Source organism: Actinosynnema sp. NPDC023587, from assembly GCF_040640215.1.
Taxonomy (GTDB): Bacteria; Actinomycetota; Actinomycetes; order Mycobacteriales; family Pseudonocardiaceae; genus Actinosynnema.
The window spans coordinates 678,701-700,747 of sequence record NZ_JBFABG010000001.1; the positions used below are offsets into that span (position 1 = coordinate 678,701).

Consider the following 22,047-nt stretch of genomic DNA (forward strand, 5'->3'; position numbering starts at 1 on the left):
CCCGGGGTGATCAGTCCAGGGTGCCGTCGAGCGGCGTGCCCTCGGTGAGGTGCGGGGCGATCTTGTTGTCGAACGCCGTCAGCGCCGCTCCGATGGCCATGTGCATGTCGAGGTACTTGTAGGTACCCAGCCGCCCGCCGAACAACACGTTGTGCTCGGCCGCCTCGCGCTTGGCCAGCTCGCGGTACCGCTCCAGCTTGGCGCGGTCCTCGGCGGTGTTGATCGGGTAGTACGGCTCGTCGTCCTTCTCCGCGGAGCGGGAGTACTCGCGGACGATGACCGTCTTGTCGGTCGGGTAGTCGCGCTCCGGGTGGAAGTGCCGGAACTCGTGGATGCGGGTGTAGGGCACGTCCGCGTCGTTGTAGTTCATCACCGGGGTGCCCTGGAAGTCGCCGGTCGGCAGGACCTCCTGCTCGAAGTCCAGCGTGCGCCAGCCCAGCCAGCCCTCGGAGTAGTCGAAGTACCGGTCGACCGGGCCGGTGTAGACGACCGGCGTGCCCGCCGGAACCTCGTCCTTGACGTCGAAGAAGTCGGTGGACAGCCGCACCTCGATGTTCGGGTGGTCGGCCATCTTCTCCAGCCACGCCGTGTAGCCGTCCTTGGGGAGGCCCTCGTACGTGTCGTTGAAGTACCGGTTGTCGAACGTGTAGCGGACCGGGAGCCGGCTGATGACCGCCGCCGGGAGCTCCTTCGGGTCGGTCTGCCACTGCTTCGCGGAGTAGTCCCGCACGAACGCCTCGTAGAGGGGGCGGCCGACCAGCGAGATCGCCTTCTCCTCCAGGTTCGTCGCGTCCTTGGCGTCGATCTCGGCGGCGTGCTCGGCCACCCAGGCGCGCGCCTCGTCGGGGGTCAGGTAGCGGCCGACGAACTGCGTGATCAGGCCCAGGCCCATCGGGAACTGGTACGCCGTGCCGTCGTGCATGGCGAACACCCGGTGCTGGTAGCCGGTGAACTCGGTGAACTGGTTGACGTAGTCCCAGACCCGCTTGTTCGAGGTGTGGAAGAGGTGCGCGCCGTAGCGGTGCACCTCGATCCCGGTCTCGGGTTCGGCCTCGGAGTAGGCGTTGCCACCGATGTGCTCACGGCGTTCCAGGACCAGCACGCGCTTGTCCAACTGGCTGGCGGCACGCTCGGCGACGGTCAGGCCGTAGAAGCCGGAACCGACCACGATCAGGTCATATCCTGCGAAGCTCACGGCGCTTGAGCCTACGGCAGTGACCCGCCGTGACAGTTCCCACCCCTTGGCCGCGACCGGTCCGGGCCCACCGATCGGATTCACCGATTCCCCCGTCCGGGGAGTTCGGCGCGAGCGGTGCCGGCCGGGTCCCCGAAGTCGCTCGACGGGAGATCACGGCGTCCGGGGACCGACCGCGACGCACACGCCACCAGGACCACCCGATCACGCACAGCCACCACCGCGACGGGTGGTCGGGCTGCCGAGGCCACCGGGGCACGAGGCCCGGTCGTGCCGCGACCGGGTTACTTCTGGAGCTGCTCCTCGGCCGCCGTCACGCGGCCGTCCAGCTCCCGTTGCACGTCCTCCAGCTCGCAGCGCAGCAACGCGATCTCCTCCACGGTCGTGCGCACCTCTTCCTCCAGGTGCCCGACCTCGCTGCTCAACTGCAACACCACGAACAGCAGCACCACGGCCGCCACCGCGAACAGGAAGTTGGCTGCCAGTTGCACCCCGGTCAGGTGGGCCAGCCACGACGGCAACCCGGGTACCGCGCCGAGCACCACCACGCCGAGCCCGACCAGCAACCACATCGCCGCGTACTTCTCGCGCAGCTTCCGCCGCCGCATCATCTCGACGACGATGATCAGCACCACGACCGCGAGCACGATGCTCAACAACCGCCACATTGGCATGATGGCCGACCTCCTAGGCCGCTTCGTTCGAGCCCTGGACGGGCTTGCGGCGCATCAGGGCCAGCAGCAACGCCAGCGACGCGCGCATCAGGTAGACGGCGGACTTCACGGGCGAGGTGCTGGGCGTGCCGCCCATCCGCATCCGCATGGCGACGGGCACCTGGCGCACCTTCAGGCCACCGCGCACGGCCATCACCAACGATTCCAGCGTGTCGCCGAGGTACTCCGCCGGGTAGTGCTGCGCGAACATCGCCACCGCGCGCGGCCCCGAGGCCTTGAACCCCGACGTGACGTCGGTCAGCTTCTCGCCGGACAGCCACGACAGCACGGTCGAGAACAACTTCATGGCCCACCAGCGGGGCCCCCTGGCCTTGTACTCGCCCTTGCCCGCGAACCGCGCGCCGATCACCAGGTCGGCGGTCGCCAGCTCGCGCAGCAGCTCCGGCACCTCGGCGGGGTTGTGCTGACCGTCCGCGTCGACCTGGACGACGACCTGGTAGCCGTGCCGCGCGGCGTACCGGAAGCCGGTCCGCAGGGCACCGCCGACACCGAGGTTCACCGGGAGCCGCGCCACCTGCGCGCCGCTCTCCCGCGCGCGCTGCGCCGTCCGGTCGGTCGACCCGTCGTCCACGACGAGCATGCCGACCTCGGGCAGTTCGGAGCGCACCTCGGCGATGATCTTGTCGATGTTGTGCTCCTCGTTGAGTGCCGGGAGCACGATCAGCACTCGACGCAGGTCGATCGAGTCAGACACAGGGGCAGCCTAGCGACCCTCGTGCGAGGTGCCGCCGGCACGTTCCCGAAGCACGAGCCACGCGCCGAGCGCGAGCCCGGCGGTGGGTGCGACGACCAACCCGAGGACCGCCCGCACGACGATGTCACCGGGCGACAGCCAGAGCACGAGCACGCTCAGCGCGGCGACCACCGCCCACAGCGAGACCAGCGCGCCCAGGTGCTTGCGCGCCACCAGGACGGCCGCCAGCAGCATCACCGCGCCGAGCAGCACGGACGACCACACCAGCGCGGCCACCACCCAGGACTCGACCGCGTAGTCGGAGCCGAACACGAACCCGATGGCCCACGGCCCCAGCAGCGCGCCCAGCGCGGCACCCGCGCCGGCGACGCCGACCGCGACGGCCGCGCCCTTGGCCAGCAGCGCCCGCAACCTGCGCCGGCCGCCCTCGTCGACCGACAGCCGCACCACCGCCGGCACCGCCATCGCCTGCACCGGCGACAGCAGCAGCAGCGGCAGCCGCGCCACGGTCAGCGTCAGGAACATCGCCGCCAGCGCGCCGCTCTCCTCGGGCGGCTGGAACAACCTCGCGATCGCCGGGTACCCGGTGAGCACGCTCGCGGTCAGCCCGGCGCTGAGCACGAGCACGAACATCCGCCGCGCGACCACGCCCCACGGCTCGCGGTCCCCGCTCCGGAGGTCCACCAGCGAACGCCCGCGCCAGGCGAACACCAGCCAGGCGAACGACCCGACCGCGACCGCGACGGTCAGCGGCAGCAGCCCGGTCACGCCGGCCACCACGAGAGCGCCCAGCAGCACCGCGCGGAGCAGCGCCTCGGTGACCACCAGCCCGCTGTACGGCTTGACCCGGTGGTGCCCGATGAGCAGCCCGCGCAGGCCGAACTGGAACGCGAACCCGATGACGGCGGCTGCCGCGACCAGGGCGATGGTGCCGCCCCCGTCGCCGAACAGCCGGTCGGCGACCGGCGGCAGCGACACGGTGACGCCGAGCAGCACGGCGGCGACCGCGCACACCGCGACCACCTGGACCGCGCCGAACCCGGACCGCCGGCCGGCCACGTCGGCCAGCGCCGCCTGCCGGGACACCTCCTGCTCGACCGGCGACAGCGCCGACCCCGCGCCGAACACCAGGCCCCAGAAGGTCAGGAAGACCTCGTTGTCGGCCGTGGTGAACACCCGGGCGGTCACCATCAGCAGCGGGTATCCGAGGCCGGCCGCGAGCAGCGTCGCGAGGCCGACGGTACCCAGCGAGCGGGTCGCCGCGGGTGCCTCGCTCACCTGCCGAGCCGCTTCCGCAGCGCCAGCGCCAGACCTCGCGCCGCGCCCGCGCCGAAGCACGCGGCGAACAGCGTCAGCAGCTTGACGACGGCCAGCGACTGGTCCTTGGACCCGCCGCTCCTGCGCACCACCGCACCCGCCGCCGCCGAACCGGCGGCGGCCAGCGCGAGCGCGGCCTTCGGCTTGCGCAGCAGCAGGAACAGCCCGGCCACGCCGACGCCGGCGGCGGCGAACGCGGCGTTGCGCACCGGGCCGGGCGAGTCGAGGTAGCCGTCCACGAACGTGCTGCCCCGGAAGTAGGCGTGCCTGGTGAACTTCGACAGCGAGTCGCGGCTGTTGTACTCGGCGGCGAAGCCGGGCGCGATGAAGATCGGGCCCTGCTCGGCGATCCAGCGCAACATCCGGGTGTCGTCGCTGGCCAGGCGCACGTCGTCGTACAGCGACGAGAACGACCGCGCGGCCTGCTCCAGCACCGCGCGCGGCGCGAGGAACAGCCCGGTGCCCTTGGGGAACGCGTCGAAGTCCTCGGCGGTGAACGAGGTGAGGCGCGGGTCGGCCACGTACCGCCGCCAGCCGACCGCGACCAGGCCCTGCATGAAGGCCCCGTACGGGTTGCCGGTGTTGTCGGTGTTGATGTGGCCGTTCCACACCGTGCGCTCGGGGTGCGCGGTGAGCTGGTCACGCAGGAACGCCAGCGAACCGGGTTCCAGGATCACGCGGCTGTCGAGCATCAGCACCAGCTCGCCGGCGGCCTTGGTGATGCCGGCCAGGCGCGCGGCGAACCGACCGCCGTTGGGCTGGGTCAGCACCGTCACGCCGGGCAGCTCGGCGAGCCGCGCGGGCGTCTCGTCGGTGCTCCCGTCGTCCACGACGACGATCTCGGCGTCCCAGCGGGCGTTCTCCAGGGCGGTGCGCAGCGCACCGACCGAGCGCCCGATCCAGTCGGGCTCGTTGAACACCGGGATGACAATGCTGAGACTGGGCACGCTGTTCCGGCTCGTCACGCCGCACAGTATCCAGCGGTCGGGGGGCCGGGCTCCCGGGGGGCCGGGCTCGTCGGGAGCACCGGGGCCGCCGTCACAGCCGGGGCAACCGGTAGACCGACACCGAGCCGGAGCGGAAGCCGAGCTCCAGCCCCGGCAGGCCGTCCAGGTCCCGGAGCCCGGCGGCCGTGGAGAACACGAAGCCGCCGACCCAGTTCTCCGGCGACGAGCCCGCGCCGATCGTCGGCGCGCGGCTGTCGACGTAGACCCACCGGATGTTGGACTCGGTCAGCATCCGCCGGACCTCGGGGTCGTCCGGGTAGCGGTTGAAGTCCCGGAGCAGGCGGTAGGTCTGCGGTGTCTTCGCGTTGCCCAGCGAGCTGGTGTTGACGATCGGCACGCCGCGCTCGACGTAGAGGAACGTGGACCCGTCGTTGGCCGAGTTCAGCACCCGCTCGCCCGGCCGCACCCGGTCCGCGAGCCACCGGATGGCCTTGCGGTCGTCGCCGTCGACCCGGGTGAAGTCCGGGTGGGCGTACCGGGTGGCCAGGTAGCGCGACTCCACCCGCGAGTAGTCCACGCCCGGCCACGCCAGGTAGACCAGCCCGGCCGCGAAGGCCAGCGCCGCCGCCGTCCACCGGGTCCGGGACCGCACGGCCGGCGCGGCGCGCCCCGCCCGCAGCGCGAGCGCGGACGCGGCGAGCACGACGCCGAGCCCGGCGAGGACCGGCGCGAACAGCGACAGGTGCGACCAGATGCGCAGGTGGGCGTGGTAGAAGAAGCCGGTGACCACCGCGTCCGGGCCGGCCGCCGGGCTGGTCGCGTAGGCCACCTCGACCGCGAGCCAGGTCAGCCACGCGGTGAGCGGGCCGAACCCGCGCCGGGCGAGCAGCAGGACGACCACGCCGAACAGCGTGACGACCGCCGCCGCCACCTGGGAGCGGCCGGCGTTGCCCGGGACGTACCCGGTGTAGATCATCGTGATCGCGTTGCCCACGGCGGCGCTCAGCGGTGCGGGCCCGACGTCCGCGCCCGCGCCGGACGAGCCGCCGGCGACGCCGAACACCTGCGCCAGCACCGGGACACCGGCCACCACGGCCACCCCGCCGGCCACCAGGAGCCGGGGCAGCGCCACGCCGATCCGCCGCGCACCGCCCCGGGTCAGCAGGTCGCCGAGGCACCAGCCGACCAGGCTGACCGCGACCGACGCGAGCGCGCTCGGGTGGATCGCCAGCGCGCCCATCGCGCCGATGCCGGCCCCGACCGCCGCGCTCCAACTGCGCCGCAGCGTCAGCAGCGCGGCCAGCACGCCGGGGGTCAGCACCAGCGTGGTCGCGTTGGGCAGGATGCCGCCCTCGTGGATCAGCGAGAACACCGGCCGGTAGAGGCCGACCGCGACCACGGCGGCGACACCGGCGGCGAGCACGGCGGTGGGCGGGGCGAGCCGCGCCCGGGTCGCGGCCACGTAGGCGAGGGTGGCGATCGAGGTCGCCCAGCCGACGCCGAGGACGACGACCGTCACCGCGTTCACCGCGACGACCGTGTTGCCGAGGACCGTCGTGACCGGTGCCATCAGCAGGTGCAGCCCGGCGGGGTAGAACGCGATGCCCGAATCGGTCAGCACGTCGGTGGGCATCAACTGCCACGGTGCCCCGTGACCGGTCCGCGCGATGTAGGCGGTCACGATGTGGTGGGTGATCATGTCGTGCTCCTGGCCCACCGTGGACAGCGCTCCCAGGCCGCGCAACCACGTCAGCGCGGACAGCCCCACCGCGCCGAGCACCAGCACCAGCCCGGCGGCCCAGACCACCCTCGCCCGCGTCACCCGCCACCACCGGGGCGCGGCGGGCGGGTCGCGGCGCAACCGCCACCCGCCGACCACGAGGGCCACCAGCGTGACCACCGCCAGCGGCCACGGCCCGTAGGGCAGGCCGACCACCGCGCAGGCGACGGCCACGAGCGTGGCCACACCGACCGACACGGCGGGCGAGAGCCCCAGGAGCCACACCGGTCGGCGGACGCCGAGGGCGAGCAGCAAGGCGGTTCCGGGCAGCGCGACCGCGAGGAACGCGAACACCAGGGCGGCCAGATCGCGAATGATCACCGGGCCACCGGGCCCGGCAGGAGGTGCGTCATCAAGTCCCCGTCGACATCGACGTCATCGGAAGGACCGAATGCTGTCGCCCGCTCGCCGTCCCGACAAGGGGCCACAATGCAAAAATCGTATTGGTACCCTATGCAAGGAGAAGCCTGCGGTCCATGCATTCCGGATGATCTTCGCGGTAGCAGCGGGTACGACTCGATGATCTACTGGAGCGCGAGAAGCGTCACGTGAACGAAACGGACAACTGTCACTTTCCTGCTCCACCGATGATCTGAGATCCGTCACCGACCTCCGCCCTGCCGGCCGCCGGCACTGAACCCGCAACAATCGCCGCCAGTCCCACCACCGTCGACCAGTTCACCTGCTCGCCCAGCAGCAGCCAACCGAGCACCACTGTCACCCCAGGCGACAGGTAGAACGCCAAGGTCGCCTTGCTCGGTCCAGCTCGTGCGATCAGGCCGTAGAAGACGGTGAGCGTCAGGGCCGTGAACACCACGCCGAGCGCCACCAGGGCTGACACGCTGGCGAACGGTGGCATCTGATCGGGCAGCAGCAGTACGGCCGGAATGGCGGTTGCCGCGCTGCTCACCAGCATGGCCGAAGTAGCGACGCCAAGCGGCTGGGCAAAACTCAGTTTGCGGTGGATCAGGATCGAACCCACGGCGTAACACAAAGCAGCCACGGTGACCAAGATGCCACCGAGCAGCAGGTGCGAACTGCCGCCGATGTCCACCCCGAACAGCAGCGCGATACCGGCGAAGCCCAGGACCAGTCCAAGGATTCCCCTGACCCCCTCCGGTCTCTCGTCAGGTGCGAACCAGGCAGCGAGTACCGCGACGAACAGCGGCTGCGCCCCGATGAGCACCCCCGTGAGACCAGCGGACAGCCATTGCTGCCCATAGGTGAGAAGCAGCAAAGGTGCGGTGGACTGCACAAGGACGGTCACCAGCACCCACCACGGGCGTTTCAGCAGTGGCCTCAAGGCATCGCGCCGGATGGCCAGTGGTGCCAGGAACAGTGCAGCAAGGAAAACCCTGCCGAACACCACGACCACCGGCGGAAAGCCACGCAGTGCGACCGCGATGACCAAGTAGGCCGCGCCCCACAGGAAGGACAATGTTCCGAGCAGCAGCCAGTTCCTGCGGTTCATCACCTGGCGCTTCCGGTGCGGTCTTCACTCCCAGTCGGCACGGAGCCGATGCTACGGGGCTGCCTCAAGCAATGCTGTTCTGCTATCACCGCAGGCGGCAGTTTCATGGAAAGAGCCACCGTGCCTGTCGGCAACGGTGGCTCTGACCTGTCCTTGGCAGAAGCGCTAGAACCGGCTACTCGGGTACGCCTTACGGCCGGGTCGAGCCCTCCGGCAGCACCTCGTAGACCACTGCGGCACTGTTCTCGTACACCTTACGCAGGTGCTGCACGGCATCCAGGTCACGCATTCCCGGCGGCCGTTCGCCCTTTCGCTGCACCATTCCCTCGCCCACGATGGCGTACCGGATGTTGATCCGGTTCACCAGCTCGCGCACCCGGGGATCGGTGTCCAGGCGGTTGAAGTTGTCCTCCAGCCACCAGACGTCGCTGTTCTCGGGCGGGCCGTAGTAGTTCCAGTTCATCGGCGTCACGCCCGCCAGCGGGTACATCCACACCGCGCCGTCGCGGACGTCGTTCGCCACGACCTCGCCGGGCTTGGCGTGCTCGCCCAGCCACTGGTAAGCCGCCACCTCGTCCTCGCTCACCACTTCGCCGTTGTAGTGCCAGCCCAGGCGGGTGGTGTTCGTGGTCAGGTTGCCGCCGCTGCCCACGGCCAGGACGGCGACCACGACGGCCGCAACACCCACCGGCACCGCCGTCGCGGTCCACGGCCGGTCCGCGCGCTTGCGGACCAGCGCGGTGACCCCGCTGCCGACGGCGTGCGTGAACTCGCCGATCGCGATCGCGCCCACCAGCGGGAACAGCGCGGCGATGCGCCACGCGTCGTTGTAGAACGGCCCGGTCAGCACGGACAGGAACCCCAGCTTGTGCGACACGGCGGAGATGAACATCGCCGCGAACACCGCGTACGCGCCCACCGCCCACACGACCCGGCGACGCCACAGCAGCACCAGCACGCCCAGCAGCGCGGGCACGCCGGTCCAGTAGAACGGCGGCGGGTCGCTGGAGGAGAACAGCGCGGCCTGCTCGAACGCGCCGAACGCCGTGCCCAGCACCGGCCACTCGGCCCCGGTGATGCCGCCGACGTTCGCCAGCGCGGGCAGCACGACCGGCACCGCGAACAGCACGCTGAGCACGCCGGTCAGCACGACCGGCCGCCACGCCCGCTTCCAGTCGATCTTCTCCAGCCGCAGCAGCAGCGCCACGACCAGCATCAGGACGTAGATGGCGACGACGAACGCCAGGCTGGTGTGCAGGCCGACCAGACCGGCCAGGGCCACCGCGACGGCGACCGGCGCGCCGATCCCCCGCCGCCCGTCGGCCAGCGGCTTGAGCAGCGCCAGCACGGCCGGCACCAGCGCCACCGCGGCCACGAACGGCCACAGCGGACCGCGCCACAGCAGGTCGTACGGGAACGTGCCGAACCACGACGACACGGCCGCCGCCATGGCCACCCCGACCGGCGGGAGCCGCCACGCCAGGCCGAACGCGGCGATGCCCAGCGGCCACGCCAGCAGCACCATCATCGCGGCGAAGTTGAGCAGCACCGCCATGTCGACCGCCCCGGTGTCGAACACCGGCGCGAGCAGCGAGTGGTACGTGTTCGGGTAGAAGTACCCGGCCTTGCCGGGCGTGTTCGCCAGCGTCGCCAGGTCGGCGGGCGAGAGGTTGCCGTGCTCGGCGATCCACCGGACGGCGCTGCCGTGGTACGGCGCGTCCCAGTCCTGGCTCACCGCCTGCACGGACTTCACCCCGCGCAGGTACGTGACCACGCCCCACGCCAGGCCCAGCGCGACGCCGACGCCGACCACCACGTGGTCCCGCCGGGTCCGCGGCTCGGCCGGTTCGGCGGGCGGCTCGACCGGCGCGCGCCGGTTCACCAGCCACGCGGCGACGGCGGCCAGCGCGACCAGCAGCGCCGCCCACCCGAGGGACGTGGCGGTGTTCCAGGTCAGACCGACCCTCGGGAACACCACCACGGCGAGCGAGACCATGCCGAACGTCAGCGCGGGGGCGATGGCGGCCAGGGTCCAGCCCCGGAGCCTCAGCGCGAGTCCCAGGGCGAGTCCCGGCACCCAGTAGGCCAGGACGACCAGGGCGATCATCTGTTGTTCCCCTGTGCTTTCCGGGCGTCCGCGGTGGGACGGCTCGTCATCGTGCGGCGGCCGACTGCGCCCGCACGGCGGCCACAGCCCGGTGGGAGGGCAGGATCGACGCCCGCTCGGCGTCCGCGTCCACCTTCCCGGCGATCAGGTCGAGGAAGCGGTCGAGCTGGGTGGCCAGCGGCTCCCGCGCGGTGACCAGCTCGGGGATCTCGATGATCGCCTGCTGGCGGTAGCCCCGGCCGTCCGGCGTGGCGGCGTCCTGGGACACGTGGTGGTAGATCGTGATGTTGCGGGTCAGGAGGTCGACCTCGATCAGCCGGTCGAGTTCGGTGATGGACAGCGTGCGGATCTTGCGCTGCCCGATCCGGCTGGCCGACACCGAGGCGATGGCCCCGGACGGGAAGCCCATCAGCGTGTTCACGACGTCCTCCGCGCCGGGCACGGAGTCCGGGTGGAACTGGCCGACGCCCGCCGAGAAGGTGTTCGGCTCCGCGCCGCCCATGCAGCGGATCGCCAGGTCGACGTCGTGCACGAGCAGGTCCCACGCGACGCCGGTGCGGATGCGCGCCGCGTACGGCGAGTGCCGCACGGCGGACACGTACACCGGCTCGGTGACCAGGTCCAGCGCCGTCATCACGGCCGGGTTGTAGCGCTCCAGCAGGCCGCACATGATCGGCAGGCCGTGCCGCGCGGCGAGCGCCAGCACCTCCTCGGTCTGCGCGAGGTCGGCGCACACCGGCTTCTCCACGAGCAGCGGCTTGCCCTGGCCCAGGACCTCCAGCGCCAGCCCGTAGTGGGTCTCGGTGGCCGACGCGAGGATGACCGCGTCCACGTCGGACAGGTCGCCGATCTCCGGTGACCAGGCCGCGCCGTAGGTCTCGGCGACCTTCGTGCCGACCTCCTCGCGCGGGTCGACGATGCGGGTCAGCTCGCAGCGCTCGCTCTGACTGGTGACGCGGGCGTGCAGGGACCCCATGGAGCCCACGCCGACGAGGGCGATCTTCGGGGTCATGCGCCCAGCACCTCGCGCACCGCGCCCACGACCGCGTCCAGCTCGGCGTCGGTCAGCTTCGGGTGCACCGGCAGCGACAGGGCCTGGCGGGCGACCTTCTCGGCCACCGGCACGTCGGAGATCACGACGTTCGGGTTGTCCCGGTAGCAGTCGTAGTCGAAGACCGTCTTCGGGTAGTAGATGCCGTTGCCGATGCCCTTCTCGGTGAGCTTGGCGGCGACCTCGTCGCGGCTTACGGGGGCGTCGTCGGTGATCAGCACGGTGTACTGGTGCCACACGTGGGTGCGGCCGGGCAGCGTGCGCGGGGTCTTGAGGCCGGTGATGTCGGCGAGGCCCTTGCTCAGCGCCTCGGCGTTGCGCTGCCGCGCCTCGGTGATGGTGGCCAACTGCTCCAACTGCGGGATGCCGATCGCGGCGTGCACGTCGGTCATCCGGTAGTTGTGGCCCGCCACCTCGTACTGGTAGCGCTGCCGCATGCCCTGGTTGCGCAGCACGCGCAGCCGGTCCGCCAGGGTGTCGTCGGCGGTGGTGATCACGCCGCCCTCGGCGGTGGTGATGTTCTTGGTCGCGTACAGCGAGAAGCAGCCCAGGCCGTAGCTGCCGGCGGGCTTGCCCTCGAAGGTCGCGCCGACCGCCTGCGCGGCGTCCTCGACGATCGCCAGGCCGTGCCGCGCGGCCAGCGGCACCAGCCGGCCCATGTCGGCCATCTGGCCGTACAGGTGCACCGGCATGAGGACCTTGGTGGCGGGCGTGACCGCCCGCGCCACCGCCTCCGGGTCGACGTTGAAGTCGTCCTCGGAGATGTCCGCGAACCGGGCCGTCGCGCCCGCTTCGAGGATCGCGTTCAGCGTCGCCACGAAGGTGAACGGCGAGGTCACGACCTCGTCGCCGGGCTTGAGGCCGAGCACCTGGAGGGACGCGACCAGCGCCGTGGTGCCGTTGTTCACGGCCACCGCGTGCGGCACGCCGGCGACCTTGCCGAACTCATCCTCGAACCGCTTGACCATGGGGCCCTGCGCGATGGCTCCGGACCGCAGGACCTGGAGCACCAACTCCTCGGCCGCCGCCACGTCAACGACAGTGATGGGGATCATTCAGCAGCTCTCCGCCTTCGGGATTACCTGGCAACACGATCGGCACGGTGCCTTCGGCCTGCTACGCGGGGCACCACGCTACCTCTACGGACGCGCGGCATCCGGCCTGGGTTGGCCTGCTCGCCGCGACCGCCGCGAGCGGCGCGGCACGACCGCCGTGCCCGGCGCGGCACGGCCCGGTGGCGTGGCGGGGTCAGAACCAGCGCTCAAGCACCATCGCCACCCCGTCCTCGGCGTTGGGCCCGGTGACCTCGTCGGCGGCGGCCAGCGCGTCCTCGTGGCCGTTGGCCATCGCCACGCCGTGACCGGCCCAGGTGAGCATCTCGACGTCGTTCGGCATGTCGCCGAACGCGACCACGTCCGCCCGGTCGACGCCCAGCCGCTCCGCGACGTCGGCGAGGCCCGTGGCCTTCGTCACGCCGGGCGCGGCCAGCTCGACCAGGCCCATGGTCGTGGAGAAGGTCGCGTCGACCTGGTCGCCGAGCAGCTCCCCGATCGCCAGCGCCATCTCCCCGCTGGTCATCTCCCGGTGCCGGACCAGCAGCTTGACCACCGGCCGGGTGAGCATCCCGGTCCGGTCGCCGTTCGGCTCGGGGCCCTCGGGCCACGGGTGGGCGTAGCCGTCCTCGGCGATGAACTGCGGCACGGTCTCGTCGAACGCGGACGCGCCGGTGCGCTCCACCGCGAACGCCACGCCGGGCAGCACGCCGTCCAGCGCGCTCATGATGTCGCCCAGCAGCACCGGGTCGAGCGTGCGCTGCCAGATCACCCGGTCCTGGCCGAGGTGGTAGAGCACCGCCCCGTTCGCGCACACCGCGTACCCGTCGAGGCCCGCCGCCTGGGCGATGTCCGGCACCCAGCGCGGCGGGCGGCCGGTGGCCAGCACGAACGGCACGCCGGCCGCCACCACCCGGCCCACCGCCGCCGCCGTGCGGTCGGTCACCCGGTGCAGCGGGCTGAGCAGGGTTCCGTCGACGTCCGAGGCCACCAGTCCAGGTCTTTCCACACCACCGATGATGCCTGGTCCGACTTCGGCCCGGGACCGGCACCTGGTTACCGTACGTCCGTGCGCACCGGCATCGTCATCCTTCCCGAGCACCGCTGGTGGTTCGCCGAACCCCGGTGGCGGGCCGCCGAGGAGTACGGCTTCCACCACGCGTGGACGTACGACCACCTGGGCTGGCGCTCCCTGGTGGACGGTCCGTGGTTCGGCGCGGTGCCGACCCTGACCGCCGCCGCGATGGTGACGGAGCGCATCCGCCTCGGCACGTTCGTGGCAAGTCCGAACTTCCGCCACCCGGTGCCGTTCGCCCGTGAGCTGCTCGCCCTGGACGACGTGTCCGACGGCCGGTTCACGCTCGGCGTCGGCGCGGGCGGCGACGGCTACGACACCGAGGTGCTGGGCGAACCGGCGCGCACCCCGGCCGTGCGCACCGCCCGGTTCGCCGAGTTCGTGGAGCTGCTGGACGAGCTGCTGCGCAAGGACCGGACGACGTGGCGCGGCGAGCACTTCAGCGCCGTGGACGCCCGCAGCGCGCCCGGCGGCGTGCAGCGGCCCCGGATGCCGTTCCTGGTCGCCGCGAACGGCCCGAAGGCGATGCGGGTCGCCGCGACCTTCGGCCAGGGGTGGGTCACCACCGGCCCTCAGGCCGACGACCTCGACGAGTGGTGGCGCGGTGTCGCCGGCCTCGCCGAGCGGTTCACCGGCATCGAGCGGGAGACCGGCCGATACGTCGACCGGTACCTGAACCTCGATTCGGCCCCGGTGTACTCGCTGACCAGCGTGGAGACGTTCCGGGACGCGGTCGGCCGGGCCGCGGAGCTCGGCTTCACCGACGTCGTCGCGCACTGGCCCCGGCACGACGGCGTGTACGCGGGCCGGGAATCGGTGCTGGAGGAGATCGCCGCCGACGTGCTGCCCGCCCTGGGCTGACGCCGCGTAGATTCACGCCCCGTGCGGCACATCGTGGTTATCGGCGGCGGGATCGTCGGCTTGGCGGTGGCGAACGAACTCGCCTCGCGCGGTGATCGGGTGACGGTGCTGGAGAAGGAGGGGCACTGGGGTGCCCACCAGACCGGCCACAACAGCAACGTGGTGCACGCCGGGCTGTACTACAAGCCGGGGTCGCTCAAGGCGGCGATGTCCGTCGCCGGCAACCGGTCCATGATCGGGTTCGCCCGCGCGCACGACGTGCCCGTCGAGGTGTGCGGCAAGCTCGTCGTGGCCACGTCGGAGGCGGAGCTGCCGGGGCTGCACGCGCTGGCCGAGCGCGCCGAGGCCAACGGCGTGCCCGCGAAGCTCATCTCCGCCGAGGAGGCCCGGGAGCACGAACCCGAGGTCGCGTGCGTCCGGGCGCTGCGCGTGGAGAGCACCGGCATCATCGACTTCCCCGCCGTGTGCCGGGCCCTCGTCGCCCGGCTGGCCGACCACGACCTGCGGCTGCACGCGCCCGCGCTGGCGATCCGCTCGCGCGGCGGCAAGGTCGAGGTGGCCACGCCGCAGGGCGTCGTGCGGGCGGACGTGCTGGTGAACTGCGCCGGCCTGCACAGCGACCGGGTGGCCCGGCTCGCCGGCCTCACGCCCGAGGCCCGGATCGTCCCGTTCCGCGGCGAGTACTTCGAGCTGCGCCGGCCCGAGCTCGTGCGCGGCCTGATCTACCCGGTGCCCGACCCCACCCTGCCGTTCCTGGGCGTGCACCTGACCCGGATGCTGGACGGCAGCGTGCACTGCGGGCCCAACGCCGTGCTGGCGCTGCGCCGCGAGGGCTACCGGTGGCGCGACTTCAGCGCGCGGGACGTGGCCGAGGTCGCCCGGTTCCCCGGCACCTGGAAGCTGGCCCGCAAGTACGCCCGGACCGGTCTGGAGGAGGTGCTGAGGTCGTTCTCCCGCAAGCGGTTCGCGGAGAGCCTGGCCCGGCTCGTGCCCGCCGTCCGGGAGGACGACCTGGTCCCCGCGTCGGCGGGCGTGCGCGCGCAGGCCATGCGCCCGGACGGCTCGCTGGTGGACGACTTCCTGGTGCAGAGCGCGCCCGGCCAGGTGCACGTGCTCAACGCCCCGTCCCCGGCGGCCACCGGATCACTGGAGATCGCGAAGCACGTCGCGGACCTGACGCGGGATTAGGACGCCGGCCTCGCCCCGGTATTCTGCGGGGCGTGATCTCCTTCATCCTCGGCACCACCGCGGAACTGATCAAGATCGCCCCGGTGTTCCACGCGATCGCGGACCGGGGCGTGAAACCGCAGATCTGGTTCACCGCGCAGCACGTCGACCACGTCGCCGAGACGCTGGCCGACCTCCGGTTGCCGGAACCGGCCGTGTGGCTGGTGCCGAAGGAGCAGGCGGTGCACATCGAGCGGCCCGCGCAGGTCCCCGGCTGGGCCGCGACCGTGCTCCGCAACGCGTGGACCCGGCGCGCCGAGCTGCGGTCGATCCTGACCGACGACGGCCACCCGCCGCTGGTCATCGTGCACGGCGACACGTTCACCACGCCGTACGGCGCGCTGATCGGCAAGCGCATCCTCAAGTCCCGGGTCGCCCACGTGGAGGCCGGTGCCCGCTCCGGCAGCCTGCTGTCCCCGCTCCCCGAGGAGCTGAACCGCAAGCTCGCCGCCAAGATCGTCGACCTGCACTTCGCCCCCACGGCGAAGGAGGTCCGCAACCTCCGCAACGCGCGTGGCGCGGTCGTCAACACCGGTGCGAACACGGCCATCGACGCGATGCGCCTGGCCCTCGACGCCGAGCCCACGTTCCCGCTGCCGCCGGAGTTCGGTCTGGCCACGCTGCACCGCTTCGAGCTGGTGTCGCGCGCGGACAAGTACCGGGAAGCGCTGGAGCTGCTGCGCGAGGCCAGCGAGCGGATGCCGATCCTGTACCTGGCGGGCCCGCCCGAGCAGGACCGGATCAAGCAGTACGGCCTGGGCGACCTGTTCGACGACGAGCGCTTCATCCTCAAGCCCAAGCTCCGCTACCTGGCGTTCCTGCCGGTGATGGCGCGGGCGAAGTTCGTGGTGACGGACTCCGGCGGCCTCCAGGCGGAGTGCAACTACCTGGGCGTGCCGTGCGCGATCCACCGCGAGCGCACCGAGGACCGCCACGGCCCCGGCACGACCCTCCTGCTGACCGGCATGAACGGCGACAAGCTCCGGTCGTTCCTGGACGACTACGAGTCCTACCGCCTGCCGAACCGGATGGACGACTTCCACCCGAGCAAGATCGTCGTGGACACCCTGGCGCAGCTCGGCTACTGCTGACCCGCGTGCTCCCGGGTGGCCCGCGCCGGCCACCCGGGATGGTCACCCCGGGCGGCCGGCCGGCGCGTCAGGTGGCGACGGTGACCAGCCTGGTGAACTCCGACAGCAGGTCGTAGCCGTCCCACAGCGGCGAGAACGTCAACGCCGAGCCGAACGGGACGATCCGGTCGATCCCGCGCCCGGCCAGCGAACGCGCCAGGTCCTCCAGCTCCTCCTGGGCGAAGCCGAACACCGACAGCGTCTGGTCCTTGCGCCGCACCAGCGGCGCGAACTCGGCCAGCGACGCCAGCGTGGCCATCGGGAACGTCCCCGCGCCCAGCCACTCCCTCGGCACGTCCGCCGCACCGGTCAGCTCCAGCGTGGTCACGGCGTTGCCCGCGAAGGTGATCGAGGTCGCGTGGCCGTCCGCCGCCACGCCGTAGGCCGACACCCGCTTCTGCACCGCCATGGCGGGCTCGACCACGTGCCCCTTGTCGGCCAGGACCTCGCCCAGCAGGGCCAGGAACTCACCGCGGCCCCGCTCGGCGCGCTCGACGTCGCCCACCCAGAACAACGCCCGGGGCGACGCGCACGCGGCCTGGTCGAACCAGTACGAGTCGTTGTAGAACCCGACCACCGCGTCCCGCCGCCGCTCGGCGGAGGCCGTGGCCCACCCGTCCACCGACAGCACCGCGAACGACGCCCGGTCGGGGAAGGTGACGTCCCGCGCGTGCGGGGGCAGCGGGTGCTTGCGGACCTCGGTCACCGCCCGGTCCCCGCCCCAGATGACCCGCAGGTCGCAGGCGGCCGACAGGGCGGCCGTCACCGAGTCGTCCCGGTCGTAGGTCACCATCACCTGGGTGCGCGCCACCACGGGGTCGGCCGTGGCCAGCGCCTCGTTCAACGCGTCCACGACCGCCGACGCCGCACCGGCCGAGCGCGGCGAGATCCGCACCACGTTCCGGTTGCCCGCCAGCGCCGACAGCGCCCACGAGTACACGAAGATCGTGTCCACGTTCGCCGGCGGCACGTGGAACACCGTGCCGCGCGGGAACCTCAGCACCCCGGCGCGCTCCGGCGACGCCAGCACCTTGGCGATCTCGCCGCGCCGCAGGAAGAACCCGAGCGACGCCAGCTCCGGGTACCGCCGCGCGACGGCCGGCGCGAGCAGCCTGCGCGCGAACGCCACCAGGAAGTCCACGATCCGCTCGTCGCCGACCCGCAGCGGCTCGCCGACCGGCTCGGCCAGCTCCGCCAGCAGTTCGGCGACCTCGACGTCCGGCCCGGCCGGGAAGCGCCGCTTCACGCCACCGCTCCGGAGAACGTGTCCGAGCACCCTCGGGCCTCGGCGCGCGGCAGCCGGCCCAGCACCGAGAACCGCTTCCCGGGCCAGTCGCCGTCGTCGATCCCGTGCACCACACCGAGGTCCTCGGTGAGCAGCACGTGACCGGGGTAGGAGCGCGGGAGCGTCGACACCACCTCGATGACACCGGGCACGCCGACCGGCCGCTCCTCCCAGGTGTCCGGGTCGCGGATGATCACGTCGGCGAACTCGGGGCAGTACAACGAGTTCCCGGACGGTCCCTCCAGGAACACGGTCCCGATCTGCTCGATCATCCCGTAGTAGTTGTGAATCCGGGTCAACCCGGTGTCCTCGGCGAACCGCCGGCGGAACTCGGCGTTGTCCACCGCGATGTCGATCAGCTTCTTCCAGCCGCCGGAGTGGATCAGGATGCCGTTCGACAGGTCCAGCGAGTGCTCCCGCGCGACCTCGTAGAGGTACTGCCACACCATGAAGGTGAAGCCGAAGATCAGGAAGGGCTCGGAGCCGTACTTGGCCAGGAACTCCTTGACCGCAACGACGTCCGGCCGGTCGTCCTCGTCCAGCGCGTAGACGTGGTTGCGGCCGAAGTTCGCCATGCCCAGCACTCCCGCGCCGCGCGCCGAGAACGAGCGCCGGTTCTTGATGATGCCGACGGTGTCCACCATCAGCATCGGCAACCGCTTGCCGCCCAGCACTTCGGTCAGCGTCGCGCCGAGCTGGCGCGGCTGGACGGCGGCGGCGTCCTTGTCGAGGTAGATCCGCGACGCGCCCGCACCGGTCGTGCCGGAGGAGGTGAGCACCTTGAACACCTCGTCGTCCGGGATGCTCTTCAGGTCGTGCGTCTTGAACATCCGCACCGGCAGCCACGGCAGGTCCGCCAACGCCTCGAACGTCGTCGGCGTGCCCAGCGAGGACAAGATCCGGTCGTAGGGTGGGCAGTGCTCGCGGTGGTGCGCGGTGAGCTCGGTGAGCTCCGCGAGCAACGCGGCCTCCCGCTCGGCCTGAGGTCGGGCGAACACGCTCATACCTGTGCCTCCAGCGCCCGGTAGTCGACCTTCCCGCTGGCCAGCAGCGGGAACCCGTCGACCGGGCGCACGTCGAAACCCGTCACGTGCAGGTGCAGCGCCTCGGCCAGCGCCTTCGCCGCCGCCTTGCACCGGTCCGCGGCCACGCCGTCCAGCCACACCACGACCTTGTCGCCGGCGGGCACCGCGGCGGCCACGCCGAACTCCTTGACCAGCCGCTCCAGGTCGTCGAGGTTGACCCGGTTGCCGAACACCTTGCCGATCCGCTTGAGCCGGCCGGTGACGTACAGGTACCCCTCGGCGTCCAGGTACCCCAGGTCGCCGGTGGCCAGCACGCCGCCCACCTGGTCGGGCAGCGCCAGTTCGGCCTCCGACTCGGCGTAGCCCATCATCACGTTCGGACCCCGGTAGACGATCTCGCCGACGGCCTCCGGCGTGACCACCTCGGCACCGTCGTCCAGGCGCACCGCGAACGACCCGCCGGGCAGCGCCCGACCGGCCGACCCGAGCTTGTCCGCCAGCCGCTCGGCCGGGACGGTCGCCATCCGGGGTCCGGCCTCGGTCTGCCCGTACATCACGAACATCCGGCCACCGACCGCCGTCATCCGGTCGTCGAACTCGGTCACCAGCTCGGTCCGCAGCCGCCCGCCCGCCTGGGTCAGCGTGCGCAGCGTCGGGTACTTCGCCGGGTCGAACCGCAGCCGGCGCAACATCTCGTAGTGGTAGGGCACGCCGGCCAGCGAGGTGGCCCCGTACTCGGCCACCGCGTCCCAGAACGGCCGCGCGACCACGCCCGAGCCCTCCAGCAGCACGGTCGCGCCGCGCAGGAGGTGGCTGTTGAGCACCGACATCCCGTAGCTGTAGTGCAGCGGCAACGTCGTGGGCGCGACCTCGTCCGGCCCGATACCCAGCACGTCGGCGATGGCGGACGCGTTGGCCAGCAGCGCCGACCGCGACAGCCGCACGAACTTGGGGTTGCCGGTCGACCCGCTGGTCGGCAGCAGCACCGCCAGGTCCGGGTGCGATGCGACACCGGCGGCGTCCGCGCGCACCCAGTCCGCGCCGTACCCCGGTGCGGGCTCGCCCGCCGGGCCGACCACGGCGGCCGGCCGGAACCGGGCCACCAGGTCGTCGAGCACCTCCCGGTCCTGCGCCGGGTCGAGCAGCGCCACCGCGCGCCCGGCCTCGAACGCGCCCAGGTAGGCCAGCACGGACGGCAGGTCCAGGCCGACCCGCAGGAACAGGACGCCGGGCGGCAGCGCCGCGTACGACGACGCCACTTCGGCGACGCGCGCCGCCAGCTCGTCGCCCGCCACGAGCTCGCCCGACGCGGCGTCGCGCAACCGCGCCCCGGGGTGCACCAGCGTCACAGCACCAGACCTCCGTCGATGCCCAGCACCTGGCCGGTGACGAACGACGCGTCGTCGCCCGCGAGGAACCGGATGACCGCCGCGACCTCCTCGGCGGTGCCGAGCCGGCCGAGCGCGGTGTCCGCCTCGACCTTCGCCAGCACGTCGGCGGACTGCTCGGCGACCAGGTCCGTGCGGATCACGCCCGGCGCGACCGCGTTCACCCGGATGCCGTACCGGCCGAGTTCCTTGGCCGCCGACTTCGCGGTCGCCGAGAGGGCCGCCTTGGACGCCGCGTACACCGTCTGGCCCGCGTTGCCGCGCTCGCCGACGACGGACCCGAGCAGCACGATCGACCCGGACCGCTTGCGCATCATGGCCCGCGCCGCCGCCTGCACGCAGGTGATCGTGCCGGCCACGTTCGTGGCCAGCGTGGTGCCGATGTGGTCGTCGGTGAGCATCCCGATCAGCCCGCCTTCGAGCACGCCCGCGCTCGCCACCAGCACGTCGATCCGGCCGTGCTCCTTGGCCACCGCCTTGAACACGTCCCGGACCGCCGCCGAGTCGGTCACGTCCAGCGCCACGCCGGACACCCGCCCGCCGAGTTCGGCGGCCCGCGACGCGGCCACCCCGGCGTCGCGCCCGGTGATCACCACCGTCGCGCCCGCCCCGGCCAGCGCGGCGGCCGTCGCGAACCCGATGCCGCGGGTGCCGCCGGTGACCACCGCGACCCTGCCGTCGAAGCTGCTCACCGGCTACTCACCGACGCCGAGGCCCCGCAGCATGTCGCCCGCGACCTTGAAGCTGCTCAGGTCGATGACCTGCTCGGTCTCGAACTGCACGTCGAACTCGTCCTCGATGGCCGCGACCAGCGCCATGTGGCCGACCGAGTCCCACTCGTCGATGTCGCGGTACTTGAGGTTCGCCACGTCCACGTCGTCGCCAAGCTGGAGCGCGTCCACGAAGACGGTGCGGAGGCGGTCGTCAATCGACATGCTGCTCTCAATCTCTCTGGTGGATCCGCTGGGCCGGAGCCCCGGTCAGTGCTGGGGACCGCGCGCCGCCCACGCCTTGAGCAGGGCGGCCAGCTCCTCGGGCAGGTCCGCCGGCACGACGGGGTCCTTCCCCGTGAGGAAACCCGTCAGACCCGCGATCGATTCCTCGGAGCAGCCGCGCCGCCGGAGCCCGACCGCGTTGACGCCGGTCGTGCGGGCCGGGTTGCCCACCGTGACGGTGAACGCGCCGACCTCCTTGCGGACCGCCGAGCCCATGCCGACCATCGCGCCCGGACCGATCGTGGTCCGCTGGTGCACCACCGTGCCCAGCCCGATGTTCGCGCCCGACCAGACGTGACAGTGGCCGGCGATCTGCACCGCGCTGGTCACGATCACGCCGTCGTCCAGCCGGACGTCGTGCGCGAGGTGCGCGCGGCCCATCAGGTAGCAGTCGTCGCCGACCGCGGTGGCCTCGGTCACGCCCTGGTTGACCGTGACGAACTCGCGGATGCGGTTGCGGTCGCCGATCACCACGCCCGGACCGCCGACCTCGCCGTCCCAGCCGGCCAGGTGGTCCGCGCCCAGGTACTCCGCCGGGCCGCCGATGCTCACGTGCGGGCCGATGAAGTTGCCGTCGCCGATCCGCGCCGGACCGGCCACGACGGTGTACGGGCCGATCACGTTGTCGTCGCCGAGCTCGACCTCCGCGCCGATGATCGCGGTCTGGTGAATGCGGTTCGCCACCTGCTCGTCCCTGCCCCGTGGATGATGTG

At 72.1% G+C, this 22,047-nt stretch carries 20 protein-coding genes; 3 read left to right on the forward strand and 17 right to left on the reverse strand.

Annotated elements, in window-relative coordinates:
* Nucleotides 1-10 precede the first annotated feature (10 nt).
* The 11 genes from glf to AB0G01_RS03475 form a co-directional block, all read right to left on the reverse strand.
* Nucleotides 11-1,195 carry a UDP-galactopyranose mutase gene (glf, locus tag AB0G01_RS03425; protein ID WP_360939190.1) on the reverse strand — a complete coding sequence of 395 codons (1,185 nt, stop codon included), beginning with the start codon at nt 1,193-1,195 and terminating at the stop codon, nt 11-13.
* 284 nt (nt 1,196-1,479) lie between these two features.
* The gene (locus AB0G01_RS03430) at nt 1,480-1,869 is read right to left on the reverse strand and encodes a DUF2304 family protein (RefSeq protein WP_360939192.1); all 390 of its coding nucleotides are present in this window, start codon (nt 1,867-1,869) and stop codon (nt 1,480-1,482) included.
* Between the two features lie 13 nt (nt 1,870-1,882).
* Nucleotides 1,883-2,623, reverse strand: coding sequence for a glycosyltransferase family 2 protein (locus AB0G01_RS03435; protein WP_360939194.1), 741 nt, complete (start codon nt 2,621-2,623; stop codon nt 1,883-1,885).
* 9 nt (nt 2,624-2,632) lie between these two features.
* Nucleotides 2,633-3,901 (reverse strand): hypothetical protein, encoded by a 1,269-nt coding sequence (locus AB0G01_RS03440; RefSeq protein WP_360939196.1) that lies wholly within the window; start codon nt 3,899-3,901, stop codon nt 2,633-2,635.
* Nucleotides 3,898-4,905 carry a glycosyltransferase gene (locus tag AB0G01_RS03445; RefSeq protein WP_360939198.1) on the reverse strand — a complete coding sequence of 336 codons (1,008 nt, stop codon included), beginning with the start codon at nt 4,903-4,905 and terminating at the stop codon, nt 3,898-3,900. Before AB0G01_RS03445 ends, AB0G01_RS03440 begins: the two co-directional genes overlap by 4 nt.
* A gap of 73 nt (nt 4,906-4,978) precedes the next feature.
* Nucleotides 4,979-6,988, reverse strand: coding sequence for a DUF6541 family protein (locus AB0G01_RS03450; protein WP_360939200.1), 2,010 nt, complete (start codon nt 6,986-6,988; stop codon nt 4,979-4,981).
* 247 nt (nt 6,989-7,235) lie between these two features.
* Complete coding sequence (locus tag AB0G01_RS03455) at nt 7,236-8,138, reverse strand: DMT family transporter (RefSeq protein ID WP_360939202.1); 903 nt, start codon at nt 8,136-8,138, stop codon at nt 7,236-7,238.
* A 190-nt stretch (nt 8,139-8,328) separates the two neighbouring features.
* Nucleotides 8,329-10,245 (reverse strand): DUF6541 family protein, encoded by a 1,917-nt coding sequence (locus AB0G01_RS03460; RefSeq protein WP_360939204.1) that lies wholly within the window; start codon nt 10,243-10,245, stop codon nt 8,329-8,331.
* A gap of 46 nt (nt 10,246-10,291) precedes the next feature.
* Nucleotides 10,292-11,257, reverse strand: coding sequence for a Gfo/Idh/MocA family oxidoreductase (locus tag AB0G01_RS03465; protein WP_360939206.1), 966 nt, complete (start codon nt 11,255-11,257; stop codon nt 10,292-10,294).
* Nucleotides 11,254-12,351 (reverse strand): DegT/DnrJ/EryC1/StrS family aminotransferase, encoded by a 1,098-nt coding sequence (locus AB0G01_RS03470; protein ID WP_360939208.1) that lies wholly within the window; start codon nt 12,349-12,351, stop codon nt 11,254-11,256. The genes AB0G01_RS03465 and AB0G01_RS03470 overlap by 4 nt, the downstream gene beginning before the upstream one ends.
* A gap of 193 nt (nt 12,352-12,544) precedes the next feature.
* Nucleotides 12,545-13,357, reverse strand: a complete 813-nt coding sequence (locus AB0G01_RS03475) for an HAD family hydrolase (RefSeq protein ID WP_360939210.1) — start codon at nt 13,355-13,357, stop codon at nt 12,545-12,547.
* A gap of 60 nt (nt 13,358-13,417) precedes the next feature.
* On the opposite strand from AB0G01_RS03475, the gene AB0G01_RS03480 reads away from it, so the two are divergent.
* The 3 genes from AB0G01_RS03480 to AB0G01_RS03490 are packed head-to-tail and all read left to right on the forward strand — an operon-like array spanning nt 13,418 to nt 16,602.
* Nucleotides 13,418-14,284 carry an LLM class flavin-dependent oxidoreductase gene (locus tag AB0G01_RS03480; RefSeq protein ID WP_360939212.1) on the forward strand — a complete coding sequence of 289 codons (867 nt, stop codon included), beginning with the start codon at nt 13,418-13,420 and terminating at the stop codon, nt 14,282-14,284.
* A 21-nt stretch (nt 14,285-14,305) separates the two neighbouring features.
* Nucleotides 14,306-15,472, forward strand: a complete 1,167-nt coding sequence (lhgO, locus tag AB0G01_RS03485) for an L-2-hydroxyglutarate oxidase (protein WP_360939214.1) — start codon at nt 14,306-14,308, stop codon at nt 15,470-15,472.
* A gap of 32 nt (nt 15,473-15,504) precedes the next feature.
* Nucleotides 15,505-16,602, forward strand: a complete 1,098-nt coding sequence (locus AB0G01_RS03490) for a UDP-N-acetylglucosamine 2-epimerase (RefSeq protein ID WP_360939216.1) — start codon at nt 15,505-15,507, stop codon at nt 16,600-16,602.
* A 67-nt stretch (nt 16,603-16,669) separates the two neighbouring features.
* Here the strand turns inward: AB0G01_RS03490 and AB0G01_RS03495 are convergent, their stop codons facing one another.
* Genes AB0G01_RS03495 through AB0G01_RS03520 form a run of 6 tightly spaced genes read right to left on the reverse strand, consistent with a single transcriptional unit; the run spans nt 16,670 to nt 22,018 of the window.
* On the reverse strand, nt 16,670-17,887 hold the full coding sequence (locus tag AB0G01_RS03495; protein ID WP_360939218.1) for an acyl-CoA reductase: 1,218 nt from the start codon (nt 17,885-17,887) through the stop codon (nt 16,670-16,672).
* The gene (locus tag AB0G01_RS03500) at nt 17,884-18,930 is read right to left on the reverse strand and encodes an acyl-protein synthetase (protein ID WP_360939220.1); all 1,047 of its coding nucleotides are present in this window, start codon (nt 18,928-18,930) and stop codon (nt 17,884-17,886) included. The genes AB0G01_RS03495 and AB0G01_RS03500 overlap by 4 nt, the downstream gene beginning before the upstream one ends.
* Nucleotides 18,927-20,300, reverse strand: a complete 1,374-nt coding sequence (locus AB0G01_RS03505; protein WP_360939222.1) for an AMP-binding protein — start codon at nt 20,298-20,300, stop codon at nt 18,927-18,929. The genes AB0G01_RS03500 and AB0G01_RS03505 overlap by 4 nt, the downstream gene beginning before the upstream one ends.
* The gene (locus AB0G01_RS03510) at nt 20,297-21,031 is read right to left on the reverse strand and encodes an SDR family oxidoreductase (RefSeq protein WP_360939224.1); all 735 of its coding nucleotides are present in this window, start codon (nt 21,029-21,031) and stop codon (nt 20,297-20,299) included. The genes AB0G01_RS03505 and AB0G01_RS03510 overlap by 4 nt, the downstream gene beginning before the upstream one ends.
* Before the next feature lie 3 nt (nt 21,032-21,034).
* The gene (locus AB0G01_RS03515; protein WP_360939226.1) at nt 21,035-21,274 is read right to left on the reverse strand and encodes an acyl carrier protein; all 240 of its coding nucleotides are present in this window, start codon (nt 21,272-21,274) and stop codon (nt 21,035-21,037) included.
* 45 nt (nt 21,275-21,319) lie between these two features.
* The gene (locus AB0G01_RS03520; protein WP_360939228.1) at nt 21,320-22,018 is read right to left on the reverse strand and encodes a UDP-N-acetylglucosamine acyltransferase; all 699 of its coding nucleotides are present in this window, start codon (nt 22,016-22,018) and stop codon (nt 21,320-21,322) included.
* Nucleotides 22,019-22,047 lie beyond the last annotated feature (29 nt).